The 22,749-nt window shown below is 70.8% G+C and carries 22 protein-coding genes; 16 read left to right on the plus strand and 6 right to left on the minus strand.

Annotation, left to right across the window (positions count from 1 at the left end; translation table 11 throughout):
- Positions 1 to 64: 64 nt before the first annotated feature.
- Positions 65 to 898, plus strand: a complete 834-nt coding sequence (locus ASC56_RS04860; RefSeq protein ID WP_055490174.1) for a helix-turn-helix transcriptional regulator — start codon at positions 65 to 67, stop codon at positions 896 to 898.
- Positions 880 to 1,074, plus strand: coding sequence for a DUF397 domain-containing protein (locus ASC56_RS04865; protein WP_055489927.1), 195 nt, complete (start codon positions 880 to 882; stop codon positions 1,072 to 1,074). Before ASC56_RS04860 ends, ASC56_RS04865 begins: the two co-directional genes overlap by 19 nt.
- Positions 1,075 to 1,109: 35 nt before the next feature.
- Here ASC56_RS04865 and ASC56_RS04870 read toward each other — a convergent pair whose 3' ends face one another.
- Complete coding sequence (locus ASC56_RS04870) at positions 1,110 to 1,856, minus strand: FadR/GntR family transcriptional regulator (protein WP_199835916.1); 747 nt, start codon at positions 1,854 to 1,856, stop codon at positions 1,110 to 1,112.
- Positions 1,857 to 2,094: 238 nt separating this feature from the next.
- On the opposite strand from ASC56_RS04870, the gene ASC56_RS04875 reads away from it, so the two are divergent.
- From ASC56_RS04875 to ASC56_RS04895, 5 genes are read left to right on the plus strand one after another with little or no spacing between them, the layout of a single operon-like run.
- Complete coding sequence (locus ASC56_RS04875) at positions 2,095 to 3,723, plus strand: ABC transporter substrate-binding protein (RefSeq protein WP_055489929.1); 1,629 nt, start codon at positions 2,095 to 2,097, stop codon at positions 3,721 to 3,723.
- 19 nt (positions 3,724 to 3,742) lie between these two features.
- Positions 3,743 to 4,705 (plus strand): ABC transporter permease, encoded by a 963-nt coding sequence (locus tag ASC56_RS04880; RefSeq protein ID WP_055489930.1) that lies wholly within the window; start codon positions 3,743 to 3,745, stop codon positions 4,703 to 4,705.
- Complete coding sequence (locus ASC56_RS04885) at positions 4,702 to 6,669, plus strand: dipeptide/oligopeptide/nickel ABC transporter permease/ATP-binding protein (protein WP_055489931.1); 1,968 nt, start codon at positions 4,702 to 4,704, stop codon at positions 6,667 to 6,669. Before ASC56_RS04880 ends, ASC56_RS04885 begins: the two co-directional genes overlap by 4 nt.
- Positions 6,666 to 7,733 carry an ABC transporter ATP-binding protein gene (locus ASC56_RS04890; RefSeq protein WP_055489932.1) on the plus strand — a complete coding sequence of 356 codons (1,068 nt, stop codon included), beginning with the start codon at positions 6,666 to 6,668 and terminating at the stop codon, positions 7,731 to 7,733. Before ASC56_RS04885 ends, ASC56_RS04890 begins: the two co-directional genes overlap by 4 nt.
- The gene (locus ASC56_RS04895; RefSeq protein WP_055489933.1) at positions 7,733 to 8,668 is read left to right on the plus strand and encodes a dihydrodipicolinate synthase family protein; all 936 of its coding nucleotides are present in this window, start codon (positions 7,733 to 7,735) and stop codon (positions 8,666 to 8,668) included. The genes ASC56_RS04890 and ASC56_RS04895 overlap by 1 nt, the downstream gene beginning before the upstream one ends.
- A gap of 180 nt (positions 8,669 to 8,848) precedes the next feature.
- Here ASC56_RS04895 and ASC56_RS04900 read toward each other — a convergent pair whose 3' ends face one another.
- The 3 genes from ASC56_RS04900 to leuA form a co-directional block, all read right to left on the minus strand.
- Positions 8,849 to 10,036: an exo-alpha-sialidase gene (locus ASC56_RS04900; RefSeq protein ID WP_055489934.1), complete on the minus strand. Its 1,188-nt coding sequence runs from the start codon at positions 10,034 to 10,036 to the stop codon at positions 8,849 to 8,851.
- A gap of 115 nt (positions 10,037 to 10,151) precedes the next feature.
- Positions 10,152 to 10,856: a TerB family tellurite resistance protein gene (locus tag ASC56_RS04905; protein WP_055489935.1), complete on the minus strand. Its 705-nt coding sequence runs from the start codon at positions 10,854 to 10,856 to the stop codon at positions 10,152 to 10,154.
- Between the two features lie 182 nt (positions 10,857 to 11,038).
- Complete coding sequence (leuA, locus tag ASC56_RS04910) at positions 11,039 to 12,760, minus strand: 2-isopropylmalate synthase (RefSeq protein ID WP_055489936.1); 1,722 nt, start codon at positions 12,758 to 12,760, stop codon at positions 11,039 to 11,041.
- 356 nt (positions 12,761 to 13,116) lie between these two features.
- Here leuA and ASC56_RS04915 point away from each other — a divergent pair, with 356 nt between their 5' ends.
- The 9 genes from ASC56_RS04915 to ASC56_RS04955 all read left to right on the plus strand — a co-directional run bounded on the left by ASC56_RS04915 (position 13,117) and on the right by ASC56_RS04955 (position 20,999).
- Positions 13,117 to 14,184 carry a M4 family metallopeptidase gene (locus ASC56_RS04915; protein WP_055490175.1) on the plus strand — a complete coding sequence of 356 codons (1,068 nt, stop codon included), beginning with the start codon at positions 13,117 to 13,119 and terminating at the stop codon, positions 14,182 to 14,184.
- Positions 14,185 to 14,217: 33 nt separating this feature from the next.
- Positions 14,218 to 14,484, plus strand: coding sequence for a protealysin inhibitor emfourin (locus ASC56_RS04920; protein ID WP_055489937.1), 267 nt, complete (start codon positions 14,218 to 14,220; stop codon positions 14,482 to 14,484).
- 88 nt (positions 14,485 to 14,572) lie between these two features.
- On the plus strand, positions 14,573 to 15,898 hold the full coding sequence (locus ASC56_RS04925; RefSeq protein ID WP_371330033.1) for a GH1 family beta-glucosidase: 1,326 nt from the start codon (positions 14,573 to 14,575) through the stop codon (positions 15,896 to 15,898).
- Positions 15,895 to 17,163: an MFS transporter gene (locus ASC56_RS04930; protein ID WP_055489939.1), complete on the plus strand. Its 1,269-nt coding sequence runs from the start codon at positions 15,895 to 15,897 to the stop codon at positions 17,161 to 17,163. Before ASC56_RS04925 ends, ASC56_RS04930 begins: the two co-directional genes overlap by 4 nt.
- Before the next feature lie 206 nt (positions 17,164 to 17,369).
- Entirely contained in the window at positions 17,370 to 18,440 is a 1,071-nt protein-coding gene (locus ASC56_RS04935) for a PhoH family protein (protein WP_079102292.1), read from the plus strand.
- Positions 18,441 to 18,451: 11 nt separating this feature from the next.
- A complete protein-coding gene (gene ybeY, locus ASC56_RS04940; protein ID WP_055489941.1) occupies positions 18,452 to 18,949 on the plus strand; it encodes an rRNA maturation RNase YbeY in 498 nt (165 codons plus the stop codon).
- A complete protein-coding gene (locus ASC56_RS04945) occupies positions 18,946 to 20,253 on the plus strand; it encodes a hemolysin family protein (RefSeq protein WP_055489942.1) in 1,308 nt (435 codons plus the stop codon). The genes ybeY and ASC56_RS04945 overlap by 4 nt, the downstream gene beginning before the upstream one ends.
- Entirely contained in the window at positions 20,250 to 20,609 is a 360-nt protein-coding gene (locus tag ASC56_RS04950) for an MmcQ/YjbR family DNA-binding protein (RefSeq protein ID WP_055489943.1), read from the plus strand. Before ASC56_RS04945 ends, ASC56_RS04950 begins: the two co-directional genes overlap by 4 nt.
- Positions 20,610 to 20,645: 36 nt before the next feature.
- Positions 20,646 to 20,999 (plus strand): hypothetical protein, encoded by a 354-nt coding sequence (locus ASC56_RS04955; RefSeq protein ID WP_055489944.1) that lies wholly within the window; start codon positions 20,646 to 20,648, stop codon positions 20,997 to 20,999.
- Positions 21,000 to 21,067: 68 nt separating this feature from the next.
- Here the strand turns inward: ASC56_RS04955 and ASC56_RS04960 are convergent, their stop codons facing one another.
- Both ASC56_RS04960 and ASC56_RS04965 read right to left on the minus strand, forming a co-directional pair.
- Positions 21,068 to 21,406, minus strand: a complete 339-nt coding sequence (locus ASC56_RS04960) for a P-II family nitrogen regulator (protein WP_055489945.1) — start codon at positions 21,404 to 21,406, stop codon at positions 21,068 to 21,070.
- Positions 21,403 to 22,731 (minus strand): ammonium transporter, encoded by a 1,329-nt coding sequence (locus tag ASC56_RS04965; RefSeq protein WP_305793664.1) that lies wholly within the window; start codon positions 22,729 to 22,731, stop codon positions 21,403 to 21,405. The genes ASC56_RS04960 and ASC56_RS04965 overlap by 4 nt, the downstream gene beginning before the upstream one ends.
- Positions 22,732 to 22,749: the final 18 nt, after the last annotated feature.

Here is a 22,749-nt window from a genome sequence, read left to right on the forward strand (position 1 = left end):
CTGCATCTACACTCGGCAGGTGTCTGTGCTCTACAAGTGCGTGGCAGCGGAGGGGCGTTGGGCCATGGCCAACGGTGCACGCCAGGCGGCGTGGGAGTTCTTCGGCGCGGAGCTGAAACGACGGCGGGAGAACGCGGGATTCACTCAAGTGGAGCTGGGCGCCCGGGTATTCGTCTCCGGCGGCTACATCGGCCAATTCGAACAGGCAATTCGCAAGCCGCAGTTGGACGTCGCCCAGCGGATCGACGAGGTCCTGCAAACCGAGGGCTTTTTCGAGCGAACGTGGCGAAAGCTGATTGATGACAAGCGGTATGCGGACCATTTCGCGGAGGTGGTCGAGCTTGAGCGGCTGGCCACGAAGATCTGCGAGTTCGCGCCGACGTTGGTGCCGGGGCTGTTGCAGACCGCGGAGTACACGCGGGCGGTGACGCTGGCGAGCAACCCGTTCGTCACCGAGGAGTACATCCAGGAGAAGGTGACGGCCCGCGTGGAGCGGGCCCAGATCCTGGCCGACGCTGCACGGCCCGTGTATTGGGCGATCTTGCACGAGCACGTGGTGCGCATTCCGGTCGGGGGTGAGGCCAAGATGGCCGCCCAGTTGGACCACATCGCGGAACTGGCACGGCAGCGGAGGGTCCTGGTGCAGGTGCTGCCGACGAGTGTGGGCGCGTACCCGCTCATGGGCCGGATGGTCAGGCTCTTCGAGTTCGAGGACGCGCCCCCAACCACCTATACGGAGGCGGTGTATTCGGGGAACCTGCTCGACGATCCGGCCCTGGTGAAGCGTGTGCAGGGGGCATACGATCTGCTCAGGGCCGCCGCGCTGCCGCTGAAGGCGTCCCTGGCCCTGATCGAGTCGGCGGCGGAGGACCACAGACGATGCGCGGGTACGACCTGAGCAACGCCCGCTGGCGCAAGAGCAGCCACAGCGACGACAACGGAGGCGACTGCGTCGAGGTCGCCGACGGAGTCCCCGGAGTCGTCCCCGTCCGTGACAGCAAGGTGCCCGGCGGTCCCGTGCTCCTCATCCGTCCGGCGGCCTGGACGCAGTTCATCCGTGACGTCACACGCTGAGCTCGTGGCGGCCGTACAGCGGAGTGCCGTGCCGCTCAGAGGCCCGAAGGCTCCCCGTACTCCTGGGCCGTTCGGGCCTCGATCCCCCGGAAGTGCTCCGTCATCGCCCGCTCCGCCCCCTCGACGTCCCGCGCCCGCAGCGCGGTGACGATGTCGCGGTGGCGGCGGGCCGTCAGGACCGGGGTGGCGCCGTCCGACCAGTCCCGGGCCCGGGCGACCCGTCTGAACACCGTCCAGAACGCGCCCAGCAGCTGCGGCACCAGCGCGTTCCCGAGTGAGCCGTACAGCAACTCGTGGAACTCCCGGTCGAGTTCGGGAAACGAGCGGCCCTCGCGCCCCGCCGCCTCCATCCGGGCCACCACCGCATCCAGACGGTCCAGCTCCGGCTCGGACAGCGTCATGGCGACCCTGCGGATCAACCCCTCCTCCAGCACCTCGCGCACCTGGAGGATCTCGCTCAGGGCGTCCACCTCGTCGTCGGGCCGGGTGAGCGTGCGGAAGGTGAGCCCATCGACGAACGGGGTCAGCGACGCCTGCCCCACATACGTCCCGTATCCGTGTCTGATCTCCACGATGTCGAGCGCCTGGAGGGCCTTGAGCGCCTCGCGGACGGAGTTGCGGCTCACCCCGAGGTCCTCCATCAACTCCGACTCGGTGGGCAGCGGCGCACCGGGCCGGAGTTTGCGATCGAGGATGAGCTGCATGACCTCACGCTGAATCCGGCTGCTCACACGCCGCGCGGTCCTGCGCCGGTTCCCGGGCTCCTGAGACATGCGCCGCATCGTACGCGCGCGGCTGTCGGACGTCTCTGCCCCCGGGACGGATATACCGCCAACTACCCCGATTTCACGGCTCCATTGGTCGTACCTTTGGCGGCTACGCCATTCGTGTAAGGGCCCTTGACCGCCCCCGCGCCCCCTCCTATGGTCACGCTGCCGCCCATGACGTAGGACGTCGTATCTCCGCCATCGTCGAGCCCTGTCCGAAGCCTTCCCTCGGACCACCTTTGCTGGAGGAACCGTGCGCGACGTGACCCCCGACGTACCGGCGCCGGCCCGCCGGGCGTTCCTGAAGTACTCCGGCGCGCTGGGCGCGGCCGCCGCCCTCTCCTCGTCGCTGGCCGCCTGTTCCTCGGGCCCGGAGTCGACCAACGACACCGGCAGCGGGGGCGGCGGCGACCGGACGCTGACGGCGGTCATCGGCTACGGCAACGACGGCAGCTGGGACCCCACGCAGACCGCCTCCGCCTTCTGCATGGCCGCCAACAACCACATCTACGAAGGCCTGCTCGACACCGACCCGATCACGCGGAAGCCGTACGCGGCGCTCGCCACCGAGGTGCCGAAGGACCTCGGCGGCACGTCCTGGAGGTTCACTCTGCGGGCGGGGGCGAAGTTCCACGACGGACAGCCGGTCACGGCCGACGACGTCGTCTTCGTCTTCGACCGGATCCTGGACCCGAACACCCAGACCCTGGCCAAGGGGTTCTTCGCGAGCTGGCTGAGGGAAGTCCGCGGGATCGACGAGCGGAACGTGGAACTGGTGCTCAAGTTCCCCTTCCCTGAGGGGATCGCCCGGCTGACGCTGGCGAAGATCATGCCGAAGCACGTCTTCTCCAGGCCCGGCGCCTGGGACGACGCGATCAAGGGCAAGGCGGTCGGCTCCGGACCGTACCGGCAGACCGCACACCATCCCAAGTCGAACACCACCTTCGAGGCGTTCGCCGACTACAACGGGCCACGCAGGCCCGCCTTCAAGAGGATGAACTGGCTCACGATCGTCGATGCCGCGTCCCGCGTCGCCAGGATCTCCGGGACCGACGCGGGGGCGCAGATCGCGGACAACATCCCGTACGCCAACATCGAACAGCTCAGGAAGGGTGGTCTCACGGTCGAGGGCGGGGCCGGGATGAACAACCTGTTCCTGATGTTCAACACCCGGCACAAGCCCTTCGACGACATCCGCGTCCGGCAGGCACTGCACTACGCGATCGACACCGGCAAGATGGTCCAGGTTGCCCTCAAGGGGCACGGGAAGCCTTCGAGCTCCTTCCTGAACGAGGGCAATCCGGGCTACCGGCGGGCGAGGACCGTCTACGACCACGACCCCGAGAAGGCGAAGCGGCTCCTGAAGGAGGCCGGGGTCAGCGGGCTGAAGATCGACGTCCTGGCCGTGAACGTGAGCTGGATCGTCGACTGCCTGCCGACCATCAAGGCGTCCTGGGACGCGATCGGCGTGGAGACGACGCTGTCGCCGCAGGAGACCACGGCCGTCTTCACCAAGATGGACCAGAAGCAGGACTACCAGGTCGTCGCCGCCGCCTCGAACCCCAACCAGTTCGGCCTCGACGCCGACCTGATCATGCACTACAACTACGGCCCGCAGAACCTGTGGATGCAGTACGCCCGCTGGGCCGACGACCCCGTCGCGAGGAAGCTCTTCCAGGACATGGACCGGGCGACCCGGGAGTCGGACCCGGAGAGGAAGAAGGCGATGATCCAGGACTACATCGACGTCGTCGCCGAGCAGGCCGTGCTCTACCCCGTCGTCCACAACGAGCTGATGACGGCCTGGGACCCGAAGAAGCTCACGGGGACAAGGGCCCAGCCCTACCCGGGCGTCAACCTCCTCCAGGCCTCCTGGGTCTAGCGACAGGGGAGTTGCATCCGTGCTCGCCATCGCCAGGATCCTGGCCCGCCGCGTCCTCCTGCTGGTGCCGCTGCTGCTGGGCATCGTGCTGTTCGTGTTCCTGGTGATGCGGTTCTCGGACGTGGACCCGGCGTCCGCGTTCTTCCAGGGCGCCAACCCGACACCGGGGCAACTGCACGACTTCCGGCAGCGCAACGGCCTGCTCGATCCGCTGCCGGTGCGGTACGCGCACTTCGTGGGCGATCTGCTCCACGGCGACATGGGCACCAGCGCGCTGACCCGGGCGCCGGTGGTCGACCAGGTCACCACCGCCCTGCCGCTCACCCTCCAGCTCACCTTCCTGGGGCTCGTCATCGCGGTGGTGCTGGCGCTGCTCGGCGGAGTGACGGCCGCGATCCATCGGGACCGGCTGCCGGACCAGATCATCCGGGTGGTGTCCCTGACCGGGGTCGCCGCCCCCGGCTTCTGGCTGGCGCTGCTGATGATCCAGTACCTGGCCGTGGACCAGGGCTGGTTCCCGACCGGCGGCTACGTCAATCCCGCCGACTCCCTCACCGGCTGGCTGCGGACGATGACGCTGCCCGCCTTCGCGCTGTCGCTGCCGGTGGCGGCGCAGCTGACCAGGATCGTGCGGACGGCCGTGGTGGAGGAGCTGGACAAGGACTACGTACGGACGGCGATCGGCAGCGGGCTGCCGCCGCGGGTGGTCGTAGGGCGGAACGTCCTGCGCAACGCCCTGATCAATCCCCTGACGGTGCTGGGGCTGCGCGTGGGGTATCTGCTGGGCGGCGCGGTCGTCATCGAGACGATCTTCTCCCTGCCCGGGATGGGCAAGCTGATGATCGACGCCGTCCAGAACGGCGATCCGGCCGTCGTGCAGGGCGTGGTGCTGACCACGGCGACCGGCTTCGTGGTCGTCAACCTCGTCATCGACATCCTGTATCTGCTGGTCAATCCGCGACTGAGGGATGCGGCCCGATGATCGGGCGCAAGAGCCTCACCGAGGCCCTCTCCCGTTCCGGCATCCGGCTGCGGGGATGGCGCCGGCTGCCGCCGCTGTCGAAGGCCGCGGTGTGCTTCCTGGCGGTCGTCGTCCTGGTGGCGGTGCTCGCGCAGCTGATCGCCCCGCACGACCCGCTCGACCAGCAGGAACCCGTCGACGGCAGCGGGCATCCGTCCGCCGCCCACTGGATGGGCCAGGACAGCCTCGGCCGCGACATCCTGAGCCGGCTGATGTACGGCGCCCGCTGGTCCCTGGCCATCGGGCTCGGCGCGACCGCCCTCGCCCTGGTCGTGGGCGCCCTGCTCGGCTCGGTCGCGGCGACCTCCCGCAAGGCGGTCGACGAGACGCTGATGCGCTGCCTGGACATCGTCATGGCGTTCCCCGGCATCGCGCTCGCGGCCGTCCTCGTCGCCGTCTTCGGCGGTGGCATCACGGTGCTGATCTGCGCGATCGCGTTCCTGTTCACCCCGCCGGTCGCCAGGGTCGTACGGGCGAACGTCCTCGACCAGTACGGCGAGGACTATGTGACGGCGGAACGCGTCATCGGCGCCCGGACGCCCCACATCGTGCTGCGGCACGTGGCGGTCAACTGCGCCGCGCCCGTTCTGGTGTTCTGCACGGTCCAGGTCGCCGAGGCCATCGTGTTCGAGGCGTCGCTGTCCTTCATCGGGGCGGGCGTGCGCCCTCCGGACCCGTCCTGGGGCAGCGTCATCGCGGACGGCAAGAACATGGTCCTGACCGGCGGCTGGTGGGCGACGGTCTGCCCAGGGCTGCTGATGCTGATCACGGTCCTCTCGCTGAACATCCTGTCCGAGGGCGTCTCGGACGCGTGGGCGGCTCCGCCGGCCCGGGACGTGGACGTGCGCGACGACCGCCTGGCGGCGCCGGAGCCCGGCAGCGGCGAGGTGGTGCCGTTGCCCGGCCTGACCGAGGCGGCGCGGCGGCTGCGCTCCCGTGCCCGCCCCCTGCCCGGCGGCCGGCCGGTGCTGGCGGTGGAGAACCTCGCCATCTCCTTCCCCGGGCGCCACCGAGGCGTGGACGTCGTCGACGGTATCGGCTTCGAGGTGCGCCCCGGCGAAGTCCTCGGCCTGGTGGGCGAGTCGGGCTGCGGCAAGTCGCTGACGGCCCTCGCGGTGATGGGCCTGGAGCCCAAGGGTGCCCAGGTGCGCGGCCAGGTGCGGTTCGGGCAGCGGCAGTTGGTGGGGGAACCGATGCGGGTGCGCAGGGGGCTGCTGGGCCACGAGATGGCGATGATCTACCAGGACGCCCTGTCGTCGCTGAATCCGGCGATGACGATCCGGGCGCAGCTCAAACAGGTCGTACGGCGGGGCGGTCGGCGCGCCCCCGCCGAGCTGCTGACCCTGGTGGGACTGGACCCCGAGCGCACCCTGCGCAGCTACCCGCACGAACTCTCCGGCGGGCAGCGTCAGCGCGTCCTGATCGCCATGGCGCTCTCGCGCGACCCCAAGCTGATCGTCGCCGACGAGCCGACGACCGCGCTCGACGTGACGGTGCAGGCACAGATCATCTCCCTGCTGCTTGGGCTGCGGGAGGAGCTGGGCTTCGCGCTGATCCTCGTCTCGCACGACCTGGCGCTGGTCGCGGACGTCACGGACCGGGTGGCCGTGATGTACGGCGGGCAGATCGTCGAGACGGGCGTGACCGCGAACCTGGTGGAGGCACCGGCCCATCACTACACACGCGGGCTGCTCGGCAGCGTGCTGTCACTGGAGTCGGCGGCCGAGCGGATGACGCAGATCAAGGGTGTCGTGCCCGCCCCCGCGGACTTCCCCGCGGGCTGCCGCTTCGCGGACCGCTGCCCGCTGGCGAGCGAGGTGTGCCGGACGACGGCGCCCGCTGCGGTGGGGACGCGGACGCACACGGCAGCCTGTCACCATCCGGCGGTCGACCTGGTGACGACGCAGAGCAAGGCGGTCAAGTGAACGCGATCGTGCGGTTGTCCGACGCCCATGTCGTCCACCGGGCCCGCAGCGGCGGCCTGTTCACCCGGGACAGGGTGTACGCCCTGACCGGCGCGGACCTGACCGTCGCGCCCGGTGAGACGGTCGGTGTGGTCGGCGAGTCGGGCTGTGGGAAGTCGACTTTGGCGAAGGTGCTGGTGGGTGTGGAACGGCCCACGTCCGGCACGGTGCTCTTCCGGGGCCGGGACCTGTGGTCGATGCCGCCCGCCGAACGCCGGGCCGCGGTCGGCTCCAGCACCGGCATGGTCTTCCAGGATCCGTCGACGGCTCTGAACCGACGGCTGACCGTGCGCCGGATCCTGCGGGACCCCCTGGACGTGCACCGGCGCGGCACACCGGCCGAACGGGAGGCGCGCGTGGCGGAGTTGATGTCCCTCGTGGGCCTCCCCCGCGCCCTCGCCGACGGGCTGCCCGGTCAGCTCTCCGGAGGCCAGCGGCAGCGCGTCGCCATCGCCCGGGCCCTGGCGCTGGAGCCGGACCTGGTGGTGGCGGACGAGCCGACGAGCGCGCTGGACGTGTCGGTTCGCGCGCAGATCCTCAATCTGCTGCTGGACCTGAGGGAACGCCTGGGCCTGGCGCTGGTCTTCGTCTCGCACGACATCCAGACCGTACGGCGGATGAGCGACCGCGTGATCACGATGTACCTCGGCCGGATCGTCGAGGAGGCTCCGGCCGACCGGGTCACCGGCCACGCCCGGCACCCGTACACCCGCGCCCTCTTCTCCGCCACCCCCGGTCTGCTGGACCCGATCGACCCGATCCCGCTGGCCGGCCCGGTGCCGTCGGCGACACGGCCACCGAGCGGGTGCCCCTTCCGTACCCGCTGCTGGAAGGCGGACGAGGAGTGCGCCGCGGCGATGCCGGACTTCTCGGGCGCGTCGGCGGCGGGGCACCGCTTCCGCTGTCACCATCCTGTGCAGGAGGGCGAGCCGACACGGGACCTCGTGCGCCAGGCGGCGCGGCCCTCCCCGGCCACCGCCATGGCCGACGTCCTGCCCGAACAGAAGCACGCCCGGGAGCCCTGATGAAGATCCCCGCCCCGCTGACCGGTGTCGTCCCGCCCGTCTGCACCCCCCTGACACCGGAACGCGAGGTGGACGTCCCCTCGCTCACCAGGCTCGTGGACCATCTGGTCGCGGCCGGGGTCGACGCCCTGTTCGTGCTGGGGTCCTCCTCGGAGGCAGCCTTCTTGACGGACCGTCAGCGGCTGCTGGTGGTGGAGACGGTGGTGGCCCATGCGGCGGGCCGGGTCCCGGTGCTGGCCGGGGCGATCGACATGACGACCCCGCGGGTGCTGGACCACGTGGCGTACACGACGGGTGCGGGAGCGGACGCGGTGGTCGTGACGGCACCCTTCTACGCGCGCACGCACCCCGCGGAGATCGCCCGCCACTACCGCCTGATCGCCGAGCGCTCCCCCGTGCCGGTCCTCGCCTACGACATCCCCGCCGCCGTCCACACCAAGCCGGACCCGGAACTGATCCTGGAACTGGCCGCGGACGGGACCCTCGCCGGGCTGAAGGACTCCAGCGGCGATCTGGCCGGCTTCCGCGCGATCGTCACGGGCGCCCGCTCGCACCCCGCGATCACGGGCTTCAGTGTGCTGACGGGTTCGGAGCTGATCGTGGACTCGGCACTGGCGCTGGGCGCGGACGGGGCGGTACCGGGGCTGGCCAACGTGGACCCCGAAGGCTACGTCCGCCTGTACCGCCTGTGCCGGGCGGGCGACTGGGACGCGGCCCGCGCCGAGCAGGAGCGGCTGTGCGCGCTGTACGGCATGGTCGGCGTGGGCGACCCGGCCCGGATGGGCCAGAGTTCGTCGAGCCTGGGCGCGTTCAAGGCGGCGCTGCACCTACGGGGTGTGATCGCCTGCCCGGCGACGGCCGACCCCCAGGTGCCGCTGTCGGAGACGGAGACGGAACGGGTGGGCAAGTTCCTGGCGGCGGCCGGACTGCTCTAGTGCTGCGACCGGAAAGGTTCACCGGCTCGCGACGCCCGGCACGGCACCTCGCCGCGTTGTCGCATCGCCCGAGTACATCCAGTACGCGGGCGACGCTCAGCCTTGCGATGCACCGCACCGGACGCCGCGAGCTTCCCGGCAAACCTTTCCGGCCACAGCACTAGGTGCATTCACCAGCCCTCACTCGACGTCCGGGAGCGGGATCCGGCGGAACTCGATCCTGTCGTACGTCCCGGTGGTGCCGGTCTCGTAGAGGACGCCGATCCGGCCGTCGGCGAGCTGCACCACGTCGCTGTAGGCCGCCCGCTGCCGGGACAGGGTCAGCGCCTTGGTGAAGGTCGCCCCCCGGTCCGTGCTGCGCCAGATCGCCATCGCCCGGCGCGCGGTGGGGACGGAGGGCCCGGAGAAGAGCAAGGGTGCGTGGCGGCCGTGGAGTTGGAGGACGCTGCCCTGGACGACCGGGACGTCGTCCAGGGTGTGCTGCACGGCGTACGGGCGGTCCAGGGTCTCGCCGCCGTCGCCGGAGTAGCTGTCGAGGCGGTGGCCCGGGTTCGTGCCGTTCTGGTTGCGGGCGTTGAAGTAGAGCGTTCCGTCGGGGAGTTGGGCGGCACTGGACTCGTTGGCGTTGGCGTGTCCGTCGTAGGCGCCGTCGACGAAGCCGAGGTGCCAGGTCCGGCCGCCGTCGTCCGAGTAGATCGCGTGCCCGCCGTAGTACTTGGCCTCCCGCCCGGTGTCGGACGAGCCCTTGGGCGGCGCGGCGGAGTGGTTGGCGGGAACGACGAGGCGGCCGGCGTGCGGCCCGCGGGTGAGGGCGACCGCATGGCCCGGACCCGTGGCGTACCAGCGCCAGTCCGGGCGCTTCACCCGCGCCGTGATCTCCCGGGGGGCCGTGAAGTGCCGCCCCTCGTCACCGCTCGTCTGCACGAAGACGCGACGCCCCTGCGCGGGGGTCACCTCACCGCGCATGATCTGCGCCTCGGTCACTGCACCGCTGTTGTAGGAGGTGACCAGGACGATCCGCCCGGTCCGCGGGTCCACCACGGGCGCCGGGTTGCCCCGGGTGTCCCCCTTGCCCGCCGCGACGACCGTCAGCGGGTCCCAGGTGCAACCGCCGTCGAAGGAGCGTCTGAGCACGACGTCGATGTCCCCGGTGTCGCCCGTGCCGCGCCGCCGCCCCTCCGCGAAGGCGAGCACGGTCCCCGTCCTGGTCGTGACCGTGGCCGGGATCCGGTAGGCGGCGTACCCGTCCCGGCCGGCGGTGTAGGGCACGGAGGAGGTGCAGCCGGGGGACGCGGCGGCGGGCGTGGTGACCGCGAGCGGGGCGAGGAGCACGGCGGTGGCGAGGAGGGCACGGCTCAGGGGTGTCATCCCTCTCCCTGATGGGGTTTCGTCCCTCGTGGGACGGTGACCGTTGACGGTCACATGCTCCCCACTGCTGCCGCTGCTGACCCCTGGGCCACCAACGCCTCACCGGTGTGGGTGACTACGACGGCGTGCGCGCCGCCGCCAGCAGCCGGGTCACGTCGTCCGAGCAGATGGTCAGGGCCGCGCCCACCGTGGCCAGGACGTCGCGTTCCGCGGGCGTGTACGGGCCGTCGGCCAGGGCGATGCGGGCGCCCTGGAGGAGGATCGACTCACGGCCCGTGGGGGCGAGGTGGGGCGCCAGGGGGTCCAGGGCCTCGTGGAGCTCTATGGCCAGGCTGGCGCCGCCGGGTTCGCCGCAGACGCGTCCGGTGTCGGCGGCCAGCGCATCGACCAGGGCGCTGAGCCCGTCCCCCGTGCAGTCGTCGAAGCCGGCGGAGCGGACGGTGGCGGCGGCCGTCTCCAGGGACGTACGGGAGCAGGTGCCGCCCGCGGCGAGGACCGCGAGGGCCACCGTGTGGACCGCGTCGCGCAGCATCGCCGAGAAGCGGGTGGTGGTGGGGTGGTCGAGGACATCGGTGCCGTAGTGGTGGCGGCAGGCCGCGCATTCCACGACCGGGCCCGTCTCGCCGCGCGCGAGGAGGGGGACGCCGACGAGGGTGAGGCGGCGGCGTCCGGTCAGGCGCTGGTAGTTGCGGTCGCCCCCGCAACCGGGGCAGAAGAACTCGCCGTCGGCGACGGCGGTCCACGCGGTACGGATGCCCAGGACCTGCGATACACGGCCCTTGCGGACTCCTCGGCCGTTGTGTCCCCGTCCTGGCAGCACGTCGCACCTCCTCACGCCGCGGCAACATCGCCGCTGCTTGCGTGATGTTAGCCACATTGTTGATGCGGAGTCAGTACCCCGGACGAGACCTCTCCGTGATCTTCGGCCGAAATGGCCGGTCCATGACGCGGCCCCGTCCGCCTCCAAGGGCGGACGGGGCCGTGAACGTGCCGGTCAGACGGTCAGCGGGCGGAACGGTTGACCGCGGAGACGACCGCCTTCAGAGAGGCACGTGTCGTATTCGCGTCGATGCCGATCCCCCACAGGACCTTCCCGTCGATCGCACATTCGATGTACGAGGCGGCCTGCGCGGAGGCGCCCTCGCTCATCGTGTGCTCCTGGTAGTCCAGCAGGCGTACGTCGATCCCGATGGACTGCAGGGCGTCGAAGAACGCCGAGATCGGTCCGTTGCCGGTGCCGGTCAGGGCCGTGTCCTCGCCGTCGACCGTGGCCTCGACCGTCAGGGTGTCGACGCCGTCCTTGTCGGTGGTCGTCTGGCCCGCCCTGACCTGGATGCGGCCCCACGGGTTGTCCGGGTTCGGCAGGTACTCGTCCTGGAAGACGCTCCAGATCTCCGTCGGCGTGACCTCGCCGCCCTCGGCGTCCGTCTTGGCCTGGATGATCTTCGAGAACTCGATCTGCATCCGGCGCGGCAGGTCCAGCTTGTGGTCGTTCTTTAGGACGTACGCGATGCCGCCCTTGCCGGACTGCGAGTTGACACGGATGACCGCCTCGTAGGAGCGGCCGACGTCCTTGGGGTCGATCGGCAGGTACGGCACCGCCCACTCGATGTCGTCGACCGTCTTGCCGTGGGCCGCCGCGTCGGCCTCCATGGCGTCGAAGCCCTTCTTGATGGCGTCCTGGTGGGAGCCGGAGAAGGAGGTGTAGACGAGGTCGCCGATGTACGGGTGACGGGGGTGGACCTCCATCTGGTTGCAGTACTCCCACGTACGGCGGATCTCGTCGATGTGGGAGAAGTCGATCTGCGGATCGACGCCCTGGGAGAAGAGGTTCATGCCCAGCGTCACCAGGTCCACGTTGCCCGTGCGCTCGCCCTGGCCGAACAGACAGCCCTCGACACGGTCGGCGCCGGCCATCACGGCCAGCTCCGCGGCGGCGACGGCCGTGCCGCGGTCGTTGTGCGGGTGGGCCGACAGACAGACGTACTCACGCCGGGAGAGGTTGCGGTGCATCCACTCGAAGCGGTCCGCGTGCGTGGAGGGTGTCGAACGCTCCACGGTGGCGGGCAGGTTGAGGATGATCTCGCGGCCCGGGCCGGGCTGCCAGACGTCCATGACCGCCTCGCAGACCTCCAGCGCGAACTCCAGCTCGGTGTCGGTGAAGATCTCGGGGCTGTACTGGTAGCCGAACTCGGTCTCGGGGCCCAGCAGCTTCTCCGCGTACTCCACCACCAGCCGCGTGCCGTCCACGGCGATCTGCTTGATCTCGTCCTTGGAGCCGCGGAAGACGACCCGGCGGAAGACCGGGGCCGTGGCGTTGTAGAGGTGGACGTTCGCGCGCCTGGCGCCCTTCAGGGACTCGACGGTCCGCTCGATCAGGTCCTCGCGGGCCTGGGTCAGCACGGAGATCGTCACGTCGTCGGGGATCGCGCCCTCTTCCTCGATGATCGAGCGCACGAAGTCGAAGTCGGTCTGGCCGGAGGCCGGGAAGCCGATCTCGATCTCCTTGTAGCCCATCTTCACCAGCAGGTCGAACATCGCGCGCTTGCGCGCCGGCGACATCGGGTCGATCAGTGACTGGTTGCCGTCCCGCAGATCCGTGGAGAGCCAGCGCGGGGCCTGGGTGATCCGCTGGTTCGGCCAGGTGCGGTCGGGGATGTCGACCTGCTCGTACGGGCGGTACTTGTGGATCGGCATGGACGTGGGCTGCTGGCGGTTCGCCATGATCGCGTGGGCTCCTCAGGATGTCCGGAAGGACGGCCGACGACGCAACGCCGAGCTCCGCGGGGAGGGGGTCGGCCTCGACTACAGGCCCTCGCCGCGGCAGCTAAGGAGGAGCAGCCCGAAACGCATGATGCTCCGCATGCTAGCCGAGCCACGCCGGGTGCGAGAGCCCGTATCAGTATGCGGGACCGGGGTGACATTCTGGGCAAAGAGTTCTTCAGCTCACATGGCGTTTGGAAACGCCCGGAGGCCCTCATATCACTTCCTCGCGGAACCCACGACTCCCTCCCGCCGCATTTCACCAATCATGATTGCAGCTAGTGACAGATTCGTGACGCAGTGCAATGGTGCCGGTCATGACCAGCAACGGGGGCCACGAGCCCGTCTTCTGCACCATCGTGCCACCGCATGTCCTCGACAAGCTCGCCCAGCACGAGGACACCGCGCTCGCCACTCCCGCGCGCCGCACCCTGGAGCGCGACGCCCTGGAGCGCACCCGCCGCCGGCTGACCACGGTCATCGGCGCTCCCACGGCGACACCGCCCAGGGACGCAGCCGACCAGCCGCACCGCACCATCTACGACGCCGGGCACCAGCAGAGCCTGCCCGGCACCAAGGTCCGCGGCGAGGGCGACGGTCCCGGCAGGGACGCCACGGTCAACCGGGCGTACGCGGGCCTCGGCGCCACCTTCGAGCTGTATCGGAAGGCGTACGGCCGCGACTCCATCGACGGCAAGGGGCTGCCGCTGGACGCGAGCGTGCACTTCGGCGAGCACTACGACAACGCCTTCTGGAACGGCGAGCAGATGGTGTTCGGCGACGGGGACGACCAGATCTTCCTCGACTTCACCATCCCGGTCGACGTCATCGGCCACGAACTCACCCACGGCGTCACCCAGTACACGGCGAACCTGGCCTACTTCGGCCAGTCCGGCGCCCTCAACGAGTCGGTCTCGGACGTCTTCGGCTCGCTGATCAAGCAGTACGCGCTCGGCCAGACCGCCACCGAGGCCGACTGGCTGATCGGCGCGGGGCTGCTCGCCCCGCGGGTCACCGGCACGGCACTGCGCTCGATGAAGCAGCCGGGCAGCGCGTACGACGACGACGTGCTCGGCAAGGACCCGCAGCCGGGAACCATGGACGGCTATGTGCGCACGAGCCAGGACAACGGCGGCGTGCACATCAACTCCGGCATCCCCAACCACGCGTTCTACCTGGTCGCCACCGCGCTCGGCGGGCACGCCTGGGAGCGGGCCGGGCAGATCTGGTACGACGTGCTGACCGGCGGGCGGCTGCAGCCGCAGGCGACCTTCGCGGACTTCGCGAAGCTGACGGTGGCGGCGGCCGGGTCCCGCTACGACGGGCACCAGGAGCGGGACGCCGTCCTCAAGGCCTGGGAGCAGGTCGGGGTGCCGACCTCGTAGCCCCGGGGGCCGCCCTCGTACTAGACAGGTCCCATGCGTATTCGGGTGAGGCGCACGGGCGGGTTCGCGGGCATCGAGCGCCGGGCCGAGGTGGAGACCTCGGGCCGGGCCGACGCCCAGGAGTGGCGCGCACTTGCCGAGCGGGCACTCGCCGCCGGCCGGGGCGCGCCGCCCGCGGGTGTGCCGGACGGCTTCAGCTACGAGATCTCCGTGGACGGCAGGACCGTGTACTGCGCGGACCCCTGGCTGACCGAGGAGCAGCGGATGCTGGTCTCCAGAGTGCTGAAGGAAGGAGCCTGAGCGCCTCCCGGAGCCGGGCCCTTCCGCCCTCCCGCGCCGCAACGGGCAGTTCGCGCCTGCCCGTTGACTTCCGTTACCGGCGGTAAGGATGATCCGGCGCATGGCGACGAACCCGATACCTCAGTTCCCGGCCGGCTTCCTGTGGGGCGTGTCGACCTCGGCCCATCAGATCGAGGGGGCGGCCGACGAGCGCGAACCCTCCGTGTGGGACGCGTTCACCGCCGAGCCGGGCCGGGTGAAGGACGGCTCGACGGCCGTGGTGGCCTGCGACCACTACCACCGCTACCGCGAGGACGTGGCGCTCCTGGCCGGCCTCGGCGTGGACGCGTACCGCTTCTCGGTCTCCTGGCCCCGGGTGAACTCCACCCGCGGCCTCGACTTCTACGACCGCCTGGTCGACGAGCTGTGCGCGGCGGGCGTACGGCCGGTCGCGACGCTCTTCCACTGGGACCTGCCGGTCGGGCTGGACTGGCTGGAGCGGGACACGGCGACCCGGTTCGCCGAGTACGTGTCGGTCGTCGCCGGGCGCCTCGGTGACCGCGTCGCCAAGTGGATCACTCTCAACGAGCCCGCCGAGCACACCCTGCTGGGCCATGCGCTCGGCGTCCACGCCCCGGGCGGACGGCTGATGTTCGACGCGCTGCCGGTGGCCCACCACCAGCTGCTGGCCCACGGTCTGGCCGTACGGGCGCTGCGCGCGGCCGGGGCCGGTGACATCGGGATCGCCAACTCGCACGGGCCGACGTGGCCGGCGTCCCGGAGGCCGCAGGACGTGGAGGCGGCGGACTTCTACGACATCCTGCTGAACCGGCTGTTCGCGGAGCCGCTGATCCTCGGCCACTACCCGGAAGGCATCGGCGAGCTGATGCCGGGTGCCGCCGAGGACATCGAGTCCGACCTCAAGGTGATCGCGGAGCCGATCGACTGGTACGGCATCAACTACTACGCGCCGACGAGGGTGGGGGCACCGCAGGGCAGTGAGATCGAGTTCGGCGGCATCACCATGCCCGCGGACCTGCCCTTCTCCGTACGGCAGATCGAGGACCGTCCGGTGACGGACTTCGGCTGGCCGGTGGTGCCGGAGGCCCTGACCGAGCTGCTGACCGGCTTCCGCGAACGGTACGGCGACCGGCTCCCGCCGGTCGTGATCACCGAGAACGGCTGCTCCTACGAGGGGCTCGACGACCAGGACCGGATCGCCTACCTCGACGGCCACATCCGGGCGCTGCACCGGGCGGTGGCGGCGGGCGTCGACGTGCGCGGCTACTTCGTGTGGTCGCTCCTCGACAACTTCGAGTGGGCAGAGGGGTACGCGCGCCGCTTCGGGCTCGTGCACATCGACCACGACACGCTGGAGCGGACCCCGAAGGCGTCGTACGCATGGCTGCGGGACGTGCTGCGGGCGCAGAGATGACGGCGGCCGACCCTCCGCTGCCGCGGCCCTCGGAGGCCCTCGCCGAGCCCGTCGAACGCGTCGGCCGGGGCTGGACCTCGGCCCTCTCGCTCGCCAACGGGGCGATCTGGGTGGGCTGGTACGGCCCGCTGCAGATCCTGCTCGCCTCGCAGGCGAAGGACTTCGCGCCCGGCTCGGGGATGTCCAAGGAGACGATGCTGGCCTGGGTCACGGGCGCGGGCGCGGTGGTGTCGCTGGTCGCGAACCCGCTCTTCGGCGCGCTCTCGGACCGTACGACGGCGCGCCGGGGCCGCCGTACACCGTGGATCGTGGCGGGAACGGCGGGCGGGGCGCTGTCACTCCTCCTGCTGGCCGGGGCGGGCGGCCCGTGGACCATGGCGCTGGGCTGGTGCCTGGTGCAGCTGACGCTGAACGCGGCCTTCGCCGCGGTGACGGCGGCGGTGCCGGACCGGGTGCCGCGGGGGCAGCGGGGCTCGGTGGGCGGCTGCCTGGGCGCGGCGCAGATCCTGGGCGTGGTCGGCGGGACGGGCCTGGCCACGGCGGCCGGGGGCGTCGGGGCGGGCTATGCGGCGTGCGCGGTGTTCACGGTGGTGGGCGTGCTGCCGTACGTCCTGGCGTACGAGGACCTGCGGCTGCCGGTGCCGGCCCGGCCGCTCTGGTCCTGGCGGGCCTTCCTCGCCGGGTTCTGGCTGAGCCCGCGCCGCCATCCCGATCTGGGCTGGGCGTGGCTGACCCGCTTCCTGATCAACCTCAGCAACTCGCTGGTGCTGCTGTACCTGCTGTACTACCTGCGCGACCGCGTCCTCCACCACGATCCCGAGCAGGGCGTGCTGGTCCTCACCGCGGTCAACGGCGTGACGCTCCTCGCCACGGTCGTCGTCGGCGGCGCCTGGTCGGACCGGGTGGGCCGCCGCAAACCGTTCGTGCTCTGGTCGGGGGTGCTGATGGCGGCGGCGACGGCGGCCCTGTCGGCATGGCAGACCTGGCCCGGCGCGATCCTGGCGGCGGCGGTGCTGGGCGTGGGCTTCGGGGTCTTCACCTCGGTCGACTTCGCCCTGATGACGGACGTGCTGCCGAAGGCGCTGGACCGCGGGAAGGACCTGGGGGTCATCAACGTCGCCAATGCCCTCCCCCAGGTCACGGCGCCGGCCCTGGCCGCCCCGATCGTGACCCATCTGGGCGGCTACCGCGTGCTGTACCTGGTGGCCGCGGTGATCGGCCTGGCGGGGGCGGTGCTGGTGGGGCGGATCCGGGGCGTGGAGTGACCGGTCCACACCCCGGGCCGGACGTGCGGCCACCGCCGGGGCCTGCGCAGGCCCCGGGAGGTCGCGCCGGCGCGGGGAGGTCGTACAAGTGCACGGTGAAAAGCCCTACGGCTCTGTCAGCCCCTCGTCGTACCCTTGAAACCGCGAGGCCGCTCTCAGCTGCGCGGCCCTACGGAGGAGGAATCGCAGGCCTACAGAGCCGGCCCATGACTCAGACACCCACAGCGCACAGCCCCGCGGAGGGACAGGCACGAGCGCAGTTCACCGTCCCCGCCCAGCACCCCATGGTGACCGTGCTGGGGTCCGGAGACTCCCTCCTGCGCGTGATAGAGAAGGCTTTCCCGGCGGCCGACATCCATGTCCGGGGCAATGAGATCAGCGCGGTCGGCGGCCCCCGGGAAGTAGCCCTGATCCAGCGACTGTTCGACGAGATGATGCTGGTGCTCCGCACCGGACAGCCGATGACGGAGGACGCAGTGGAACGCTCGATCGCCATGCTCCGGGCGAGCGAGGGCGGGGAGGGTCCCGAGGAGACGCCGGCCCAGGTCCTCACGCAGAACATCCTGTCCTCGCGCGGCCGGACGATCCGCCCCAAGACGCTCAACCAGAAGCGCTACGTGGACGCGATCGACAAGCACACCATCGTGTTCGGCATCGGCCCCGCGGGTACCGGCAAGACCTATCTCGCCATGGCCAAGGCCGTGCAGGCGCTGCAGTCCAAGCAGGTCAACCGCATCATCCTGACCCGCCCGGCCGTCGAGGCGGGCGAGCGCCTCGGCTTCCTGCCCGGCACGCTGTACGAGAAGATCGACCCCTACCTGCGCCCGCTGTACGACGCGCTGCACGACATGCTCGACCCCGACTCGATCCCGCGGCTCATGGCCGCCGGGACGATAGAGGTCGCCCCGCTCGCCTATATGCGCGGCCGTACGCTCAACGACGCCTTCATCATCCTCGACGAGGCCCAGAACACGAGCCCCGAGCAGATGAAGATGTTCCTCACCCGCCTCGGCTTCGACTCGAAGATCGTGATCACGGGTGACGTGACCCAGGTGGACCTGCCCAACGGCCAGAAGTCCGGCCTGCGCCAGGTCCAGGAGATCCTGGAAGGCGTCGAGGACGTCCACTTCTCCCGGCTGTCGTCCCACGATGTCGTACGGCACAAGCTCGTCGGCCGTATCGTCGACGCCTACGAGAAGTACGACAGCAAGTACGGCACCGAGAACGGCACGCAGAGGGCCCGGGGCAAGGCCGGACACGCGCACAAGGGGAAGTAGACAGCACCACCATGTCGATCGACGTCAACAACGAATCCGGCACCGAGGTCGACGAGCAGGCGATCCTCGACATCGCCCGCTACGCACTCGCGCGGATGCGCATCCACCCGCTCTCCGAGCTCTCGGTGATCGTCGTGGACGCCGACGCCATGGAGCAGCTGCACATCCAGTGGATGGACCTGCCGGGCCCGACGGATGTCATGTCCTTCCCGATGGACGAGCTGCGGCCCCCGTCGAAGGACGACGACGAGCCGCCGCAGGGCCTGCTCGGTGACATCGTGCTGTGCCCGGAGGTCGCCGCCCGGCAGGGCGCCGAGGCACCCACGCAGCACTCCATGGACGAGGAGCTGCAGCTCCTGACCGTCCACGGCGTGCTGCACCTGCTCGGCTACGACCACGAGGAGCCCGACGAGAAGGCCGAGATGTTCGGCCTCCAGGCCGCCATCGTGGACGGCTGGCGGGCGGAGAAGGGCCTGACCGGCCCGTCCCCGGCCCCGACCGTGTCATGAGCCCGCAACTGATCGTCGGGGCGATCGCCCTGATCGTCGTCGCCTGGCTCGCCGCCTGCGCGGAGGCGGGCCTGGCGCGCGTCTCCAGCTTCCGCGCCGAGGAGGCCGTGCGCGGCGGCCGGCGCGGCAGCGCCAAGCTCGCCCAGGTCGCCGCGGACCCGACGCGCTATCTCAACGTGGCCCTGCTCGTCCGCGTCGCCTGCGAGATGGCCGCCGCCGCGCTCGTCACCTACGCCTGTCTCAAGGGCATCCACGGCACCGTCAAGGCCCTCGTGGTCGCCATCGCGGTCATGGTCCTGGTGTCGTACGTCGCCGTCGGCGTCTCCCCGCGCACCATCGGCCGCCAGCACCCGCTGACCACGGCGACGGTGGCGGCCTACGCCCTGGTGCCCCTGGCCCGGGTGATGGGGCCGATCCCCTCCCTCCTCATCCTCCTCGGCAACGCCCTCACTCCCGGCAAGGGCTTCCGCCACGGCCCCTTCGCCTCCGAGGCGGAGCTGCGCGCCCTCGTCGACCTCGCGGAGAAGGAGTCCCTCATCGAGGCCGAGGAGCGCCGCATGGTGCACTCGATCTTCGAGCTGGGCGACACTCTCGTGCGCGAGGTGATGGTCCCGAGGACGGACCTGGTGGTCATCGAGCGCCACAAGACCATCCGCCAGGCGCTCACCCTGGCGCTCAGGTCCGGCTTCTCACGCATCCCGGTCACCGGCGAGAGCGAGGACGACATCGTCGGCATCGTGTATCTGAAGGACCTGGCGCGCAAGACGCACATCAGCCGGGACGCCGAGAACGAGCTGGTGTCCACCGCGATGCGGCCCGCGACCTTCGTGCCCGACACCAAGAACGCGGGCGACCTGCTGCGCGAGATGCAGAAGGAGCGCAACCACGTCGCCGTCGTCATCGACGAGTACGGCGGCACGGCCGGGATCGTCACGATCGAGGACATCCTGGAGGAGATCGTCGGCGAGATCACCGACGAGTACGACCGCGAACTGCCGCCGGTGGAGGAACTGGGCGGGGACCGCTACCGGGTCACCGCCCGCCTCGACATCGGCGACCTCGGCGACCTGTACGGGCTGGAGGCGTACGACGACGAGGACGTGGAGACGGTCGGCGGACTGCTCGCGAAGGCGCTCGGCCGGGTGCCGATCGCGGGAGCGTCGTCGGTCGTCGAGCTGCCCGACGGGCGCGAGCTGCGGCTGACCGCGGAGGCCTCGGCCGGCCGCCGGAACAAGATCGTGACCGTGCTGGTGGAGCCGGTGGGCCCCGTCGAAGCCCCGCAGGAGGGGACGAAACCGCAGTGACCCCTCAGCAGCTGCGCGCCTTCTGCCTGTCCTTCAACGCCGCGGTGGAGGACTTCCCGTTCAACCCCGAGACGTCCGTCTTCAAGGTGGGCGGCAAGCTGTTCGCCCTGACGAACCTGGGCGCCCGGCCACTGAAGGTGAACCTCAAGTGCGACCCGGAGGACGCGGCGCGGCTCCGGGACGACCACGAGGGCCTCATCGTCCCCGGCTGGCACATGAACAAGCGCCACTGGAACACCGTCACGGTCGACGGCGCGCTCCCGGACCGCCTGGTCCGGGAGCTCATCGAGGACTCCTACGACCTGGTCGTCGCCGGACTGCCGCGGGCCGACCGGCTCCGTCTCGACCGACCCTGACCCGGCGGCGGTGACGGTACTTCGTATGCTCGGGGCATGACCGACAGCAACGCGCTCGACCCCGAGGACCGCAAGATCGTCACCCTGGCCCGTTCGGCTCGGGCCCGCAACGGGGTGCCCGAGGGGGCCGCCGTGCGGGACGAGACGGGCCGTACGTATGTGGCCGGGACCGTGTCCCTGGACTCCCTGAAGCTCAGCGCACTGCGGACCGCGGTGGCGATGGCGGTGGCCTCGGGCGCGAAGTCGCTGGAGGCGGCTGCGGTGGTCACCGAGGCCGAGTCCGCGTCCGCGGAGGACCGGGCGGCGGTACGGGACCTCGGGGGGCCGCAGACGCCGGTACTGGTGGCCGGGCCGGACGGCACGGTGCGCGCAACGCTGACGGCAGGCTGAGAGCTCCGCACGACTTCGGCCGCTTCGGGACCCTTGACTCGTGACCGAGACGGGCGCGGCCCCGCTGCTCAGAGCGCGCCGGGGCCGCGCTCGCCCGTTCGTACCCGTACGACCGTCTCCACCGGCACCGCCCACACCTTGCCGTCGCCGATCTTCCCCGTCTGCGCGGCCTTCACCACCGCGTCGATCACCGCGTCGGCGTCCGCGTCCTCGACCACGACCTCGATCCGGACCTTGGGCACGAGGTCGACCCGGTACTCGGCGCCGCGGTACACCTCGGTGTGGCCGCGCTGGCGGCCGTAGCCGCTCGCCTCGGTCACGGTCAGGCCGTGCACGCCGAGTTCCTGCAGCGCCGTCTTGACCGCGTCGAGGCGGAACGGCTTGACGATCGCGGTGATGAGCTTCATGCCTGGGAGGTGACCTTCTGCGTGGTGGCGGGGACGGAGTGGGCGACCGGGGCGCCATGGCCCAGGACTCCGTGATCGTAGGCGGTCTCGGCGTGCACCGTAAGGTCCAGGCCGGTGTCCTCCTGCTCCTCGCTCGCGCGGAAGCCCATCACCCTGTCGATCAGCCTGCCGATGCCGTACGTCACGGCGAACGCGTAGGCGCCGACGGCTGCCACGGCCACCAGCTGCTTGCCGAGCTGGGCGAGCCCGCCGCCGTACAGCAGGCCCTCGCTTCCGCCGGTCATCTCCCTGACCGCGAAGACGCCGATCAGCAGTGTCCCGATGATGCCGCCCACGAGGTGGACGCCGACGACGTCGAGCGAGTCGTCGTAGTTCAGTTTGAACTTCCAGCTCACGGCGTACGAGCAGACGACACCGGCGGCCAGACCCACGACCAGCGCGCCGAGCAGGGACACCGTGCCGCAGGACGGGGTGATGGCGACCAGGCCCGCGACCGCGCCGGAGGCCGCGCCGAGCGTGGTGGGGTGGCCGTCGCGCTTCTGCTCGACGAAGAGCCAGCCGAGCAGGCCGGTGCAGCCGGCCGCCAGGGTGTTGAGGAACGCCGCGGCGGCCAGTCCGTTGGCGCCGAGGGCCGAGCCGGCGTTGAAGCCGAACCAGCCGAACCAGAGGAGACCGGCCCCCAGCATCACCATCGGCAGGTTGTGCGGACGCATGGCGTCCTTCTTGAAGCCCAGGCGCGGGCCGAGCACCAGGCACAGGGCGAGGCCGGAGGCGCCGGAGGTGATCTCGACGGGAAGGCCGCCCGCGAAGTCCAGGGCGCCGAGGCGGGCGAGGATCCAGCCGCCCGGGCCCCACACCCAGTGGGTGACCGGAACGTATACGAGCAGCGCCCACACGGGCACGAAGACCAGCCACGCCCCGAACTTCGCGCGGTCCGCGACCGCGCCGCTGACGAGGGCGGCCGTGATGATCGCGAAGGTGAGCTGGAAGGTGGCGAAGAGGACGGTGGGGACCGTGCCGTGCAGGCTGCCGGGGCCGAGTCCCGCCATGCCGGTGTACTTCAGACCACCGATCAGCCCGCCCGCGCTGTCGTCGCCGAAGGCGAGCGAGTACCCGACGGCCAGCCACACCACCGTCACCAGGGCGATCGACACGAAGCTCATCATCAGCATGTTGAGGACGCTCTTCGTGCGGACCATGCCGCCGTAGAAGAGGGCGAGGCCCGGGGTCATCAGCAGGACGAGGGCGGTGGCGGCGAGCAGCCAGGCGGTGTCGCCGGTGTCGAGGGCAGGGGTCTTTCCGGCGGCCAGGAACACGGTCTCCACGGAAGGGTCTCCTCGGGG

This window comes from Streptomyces sp. TP-A0356, assembly GCF_001417775.1.
Taxonomy (GTDB): Bacteria; Actinomycetota; Actinomycetes; order Streptomycetales; family Streptomycetaceae; genus Streptomyces.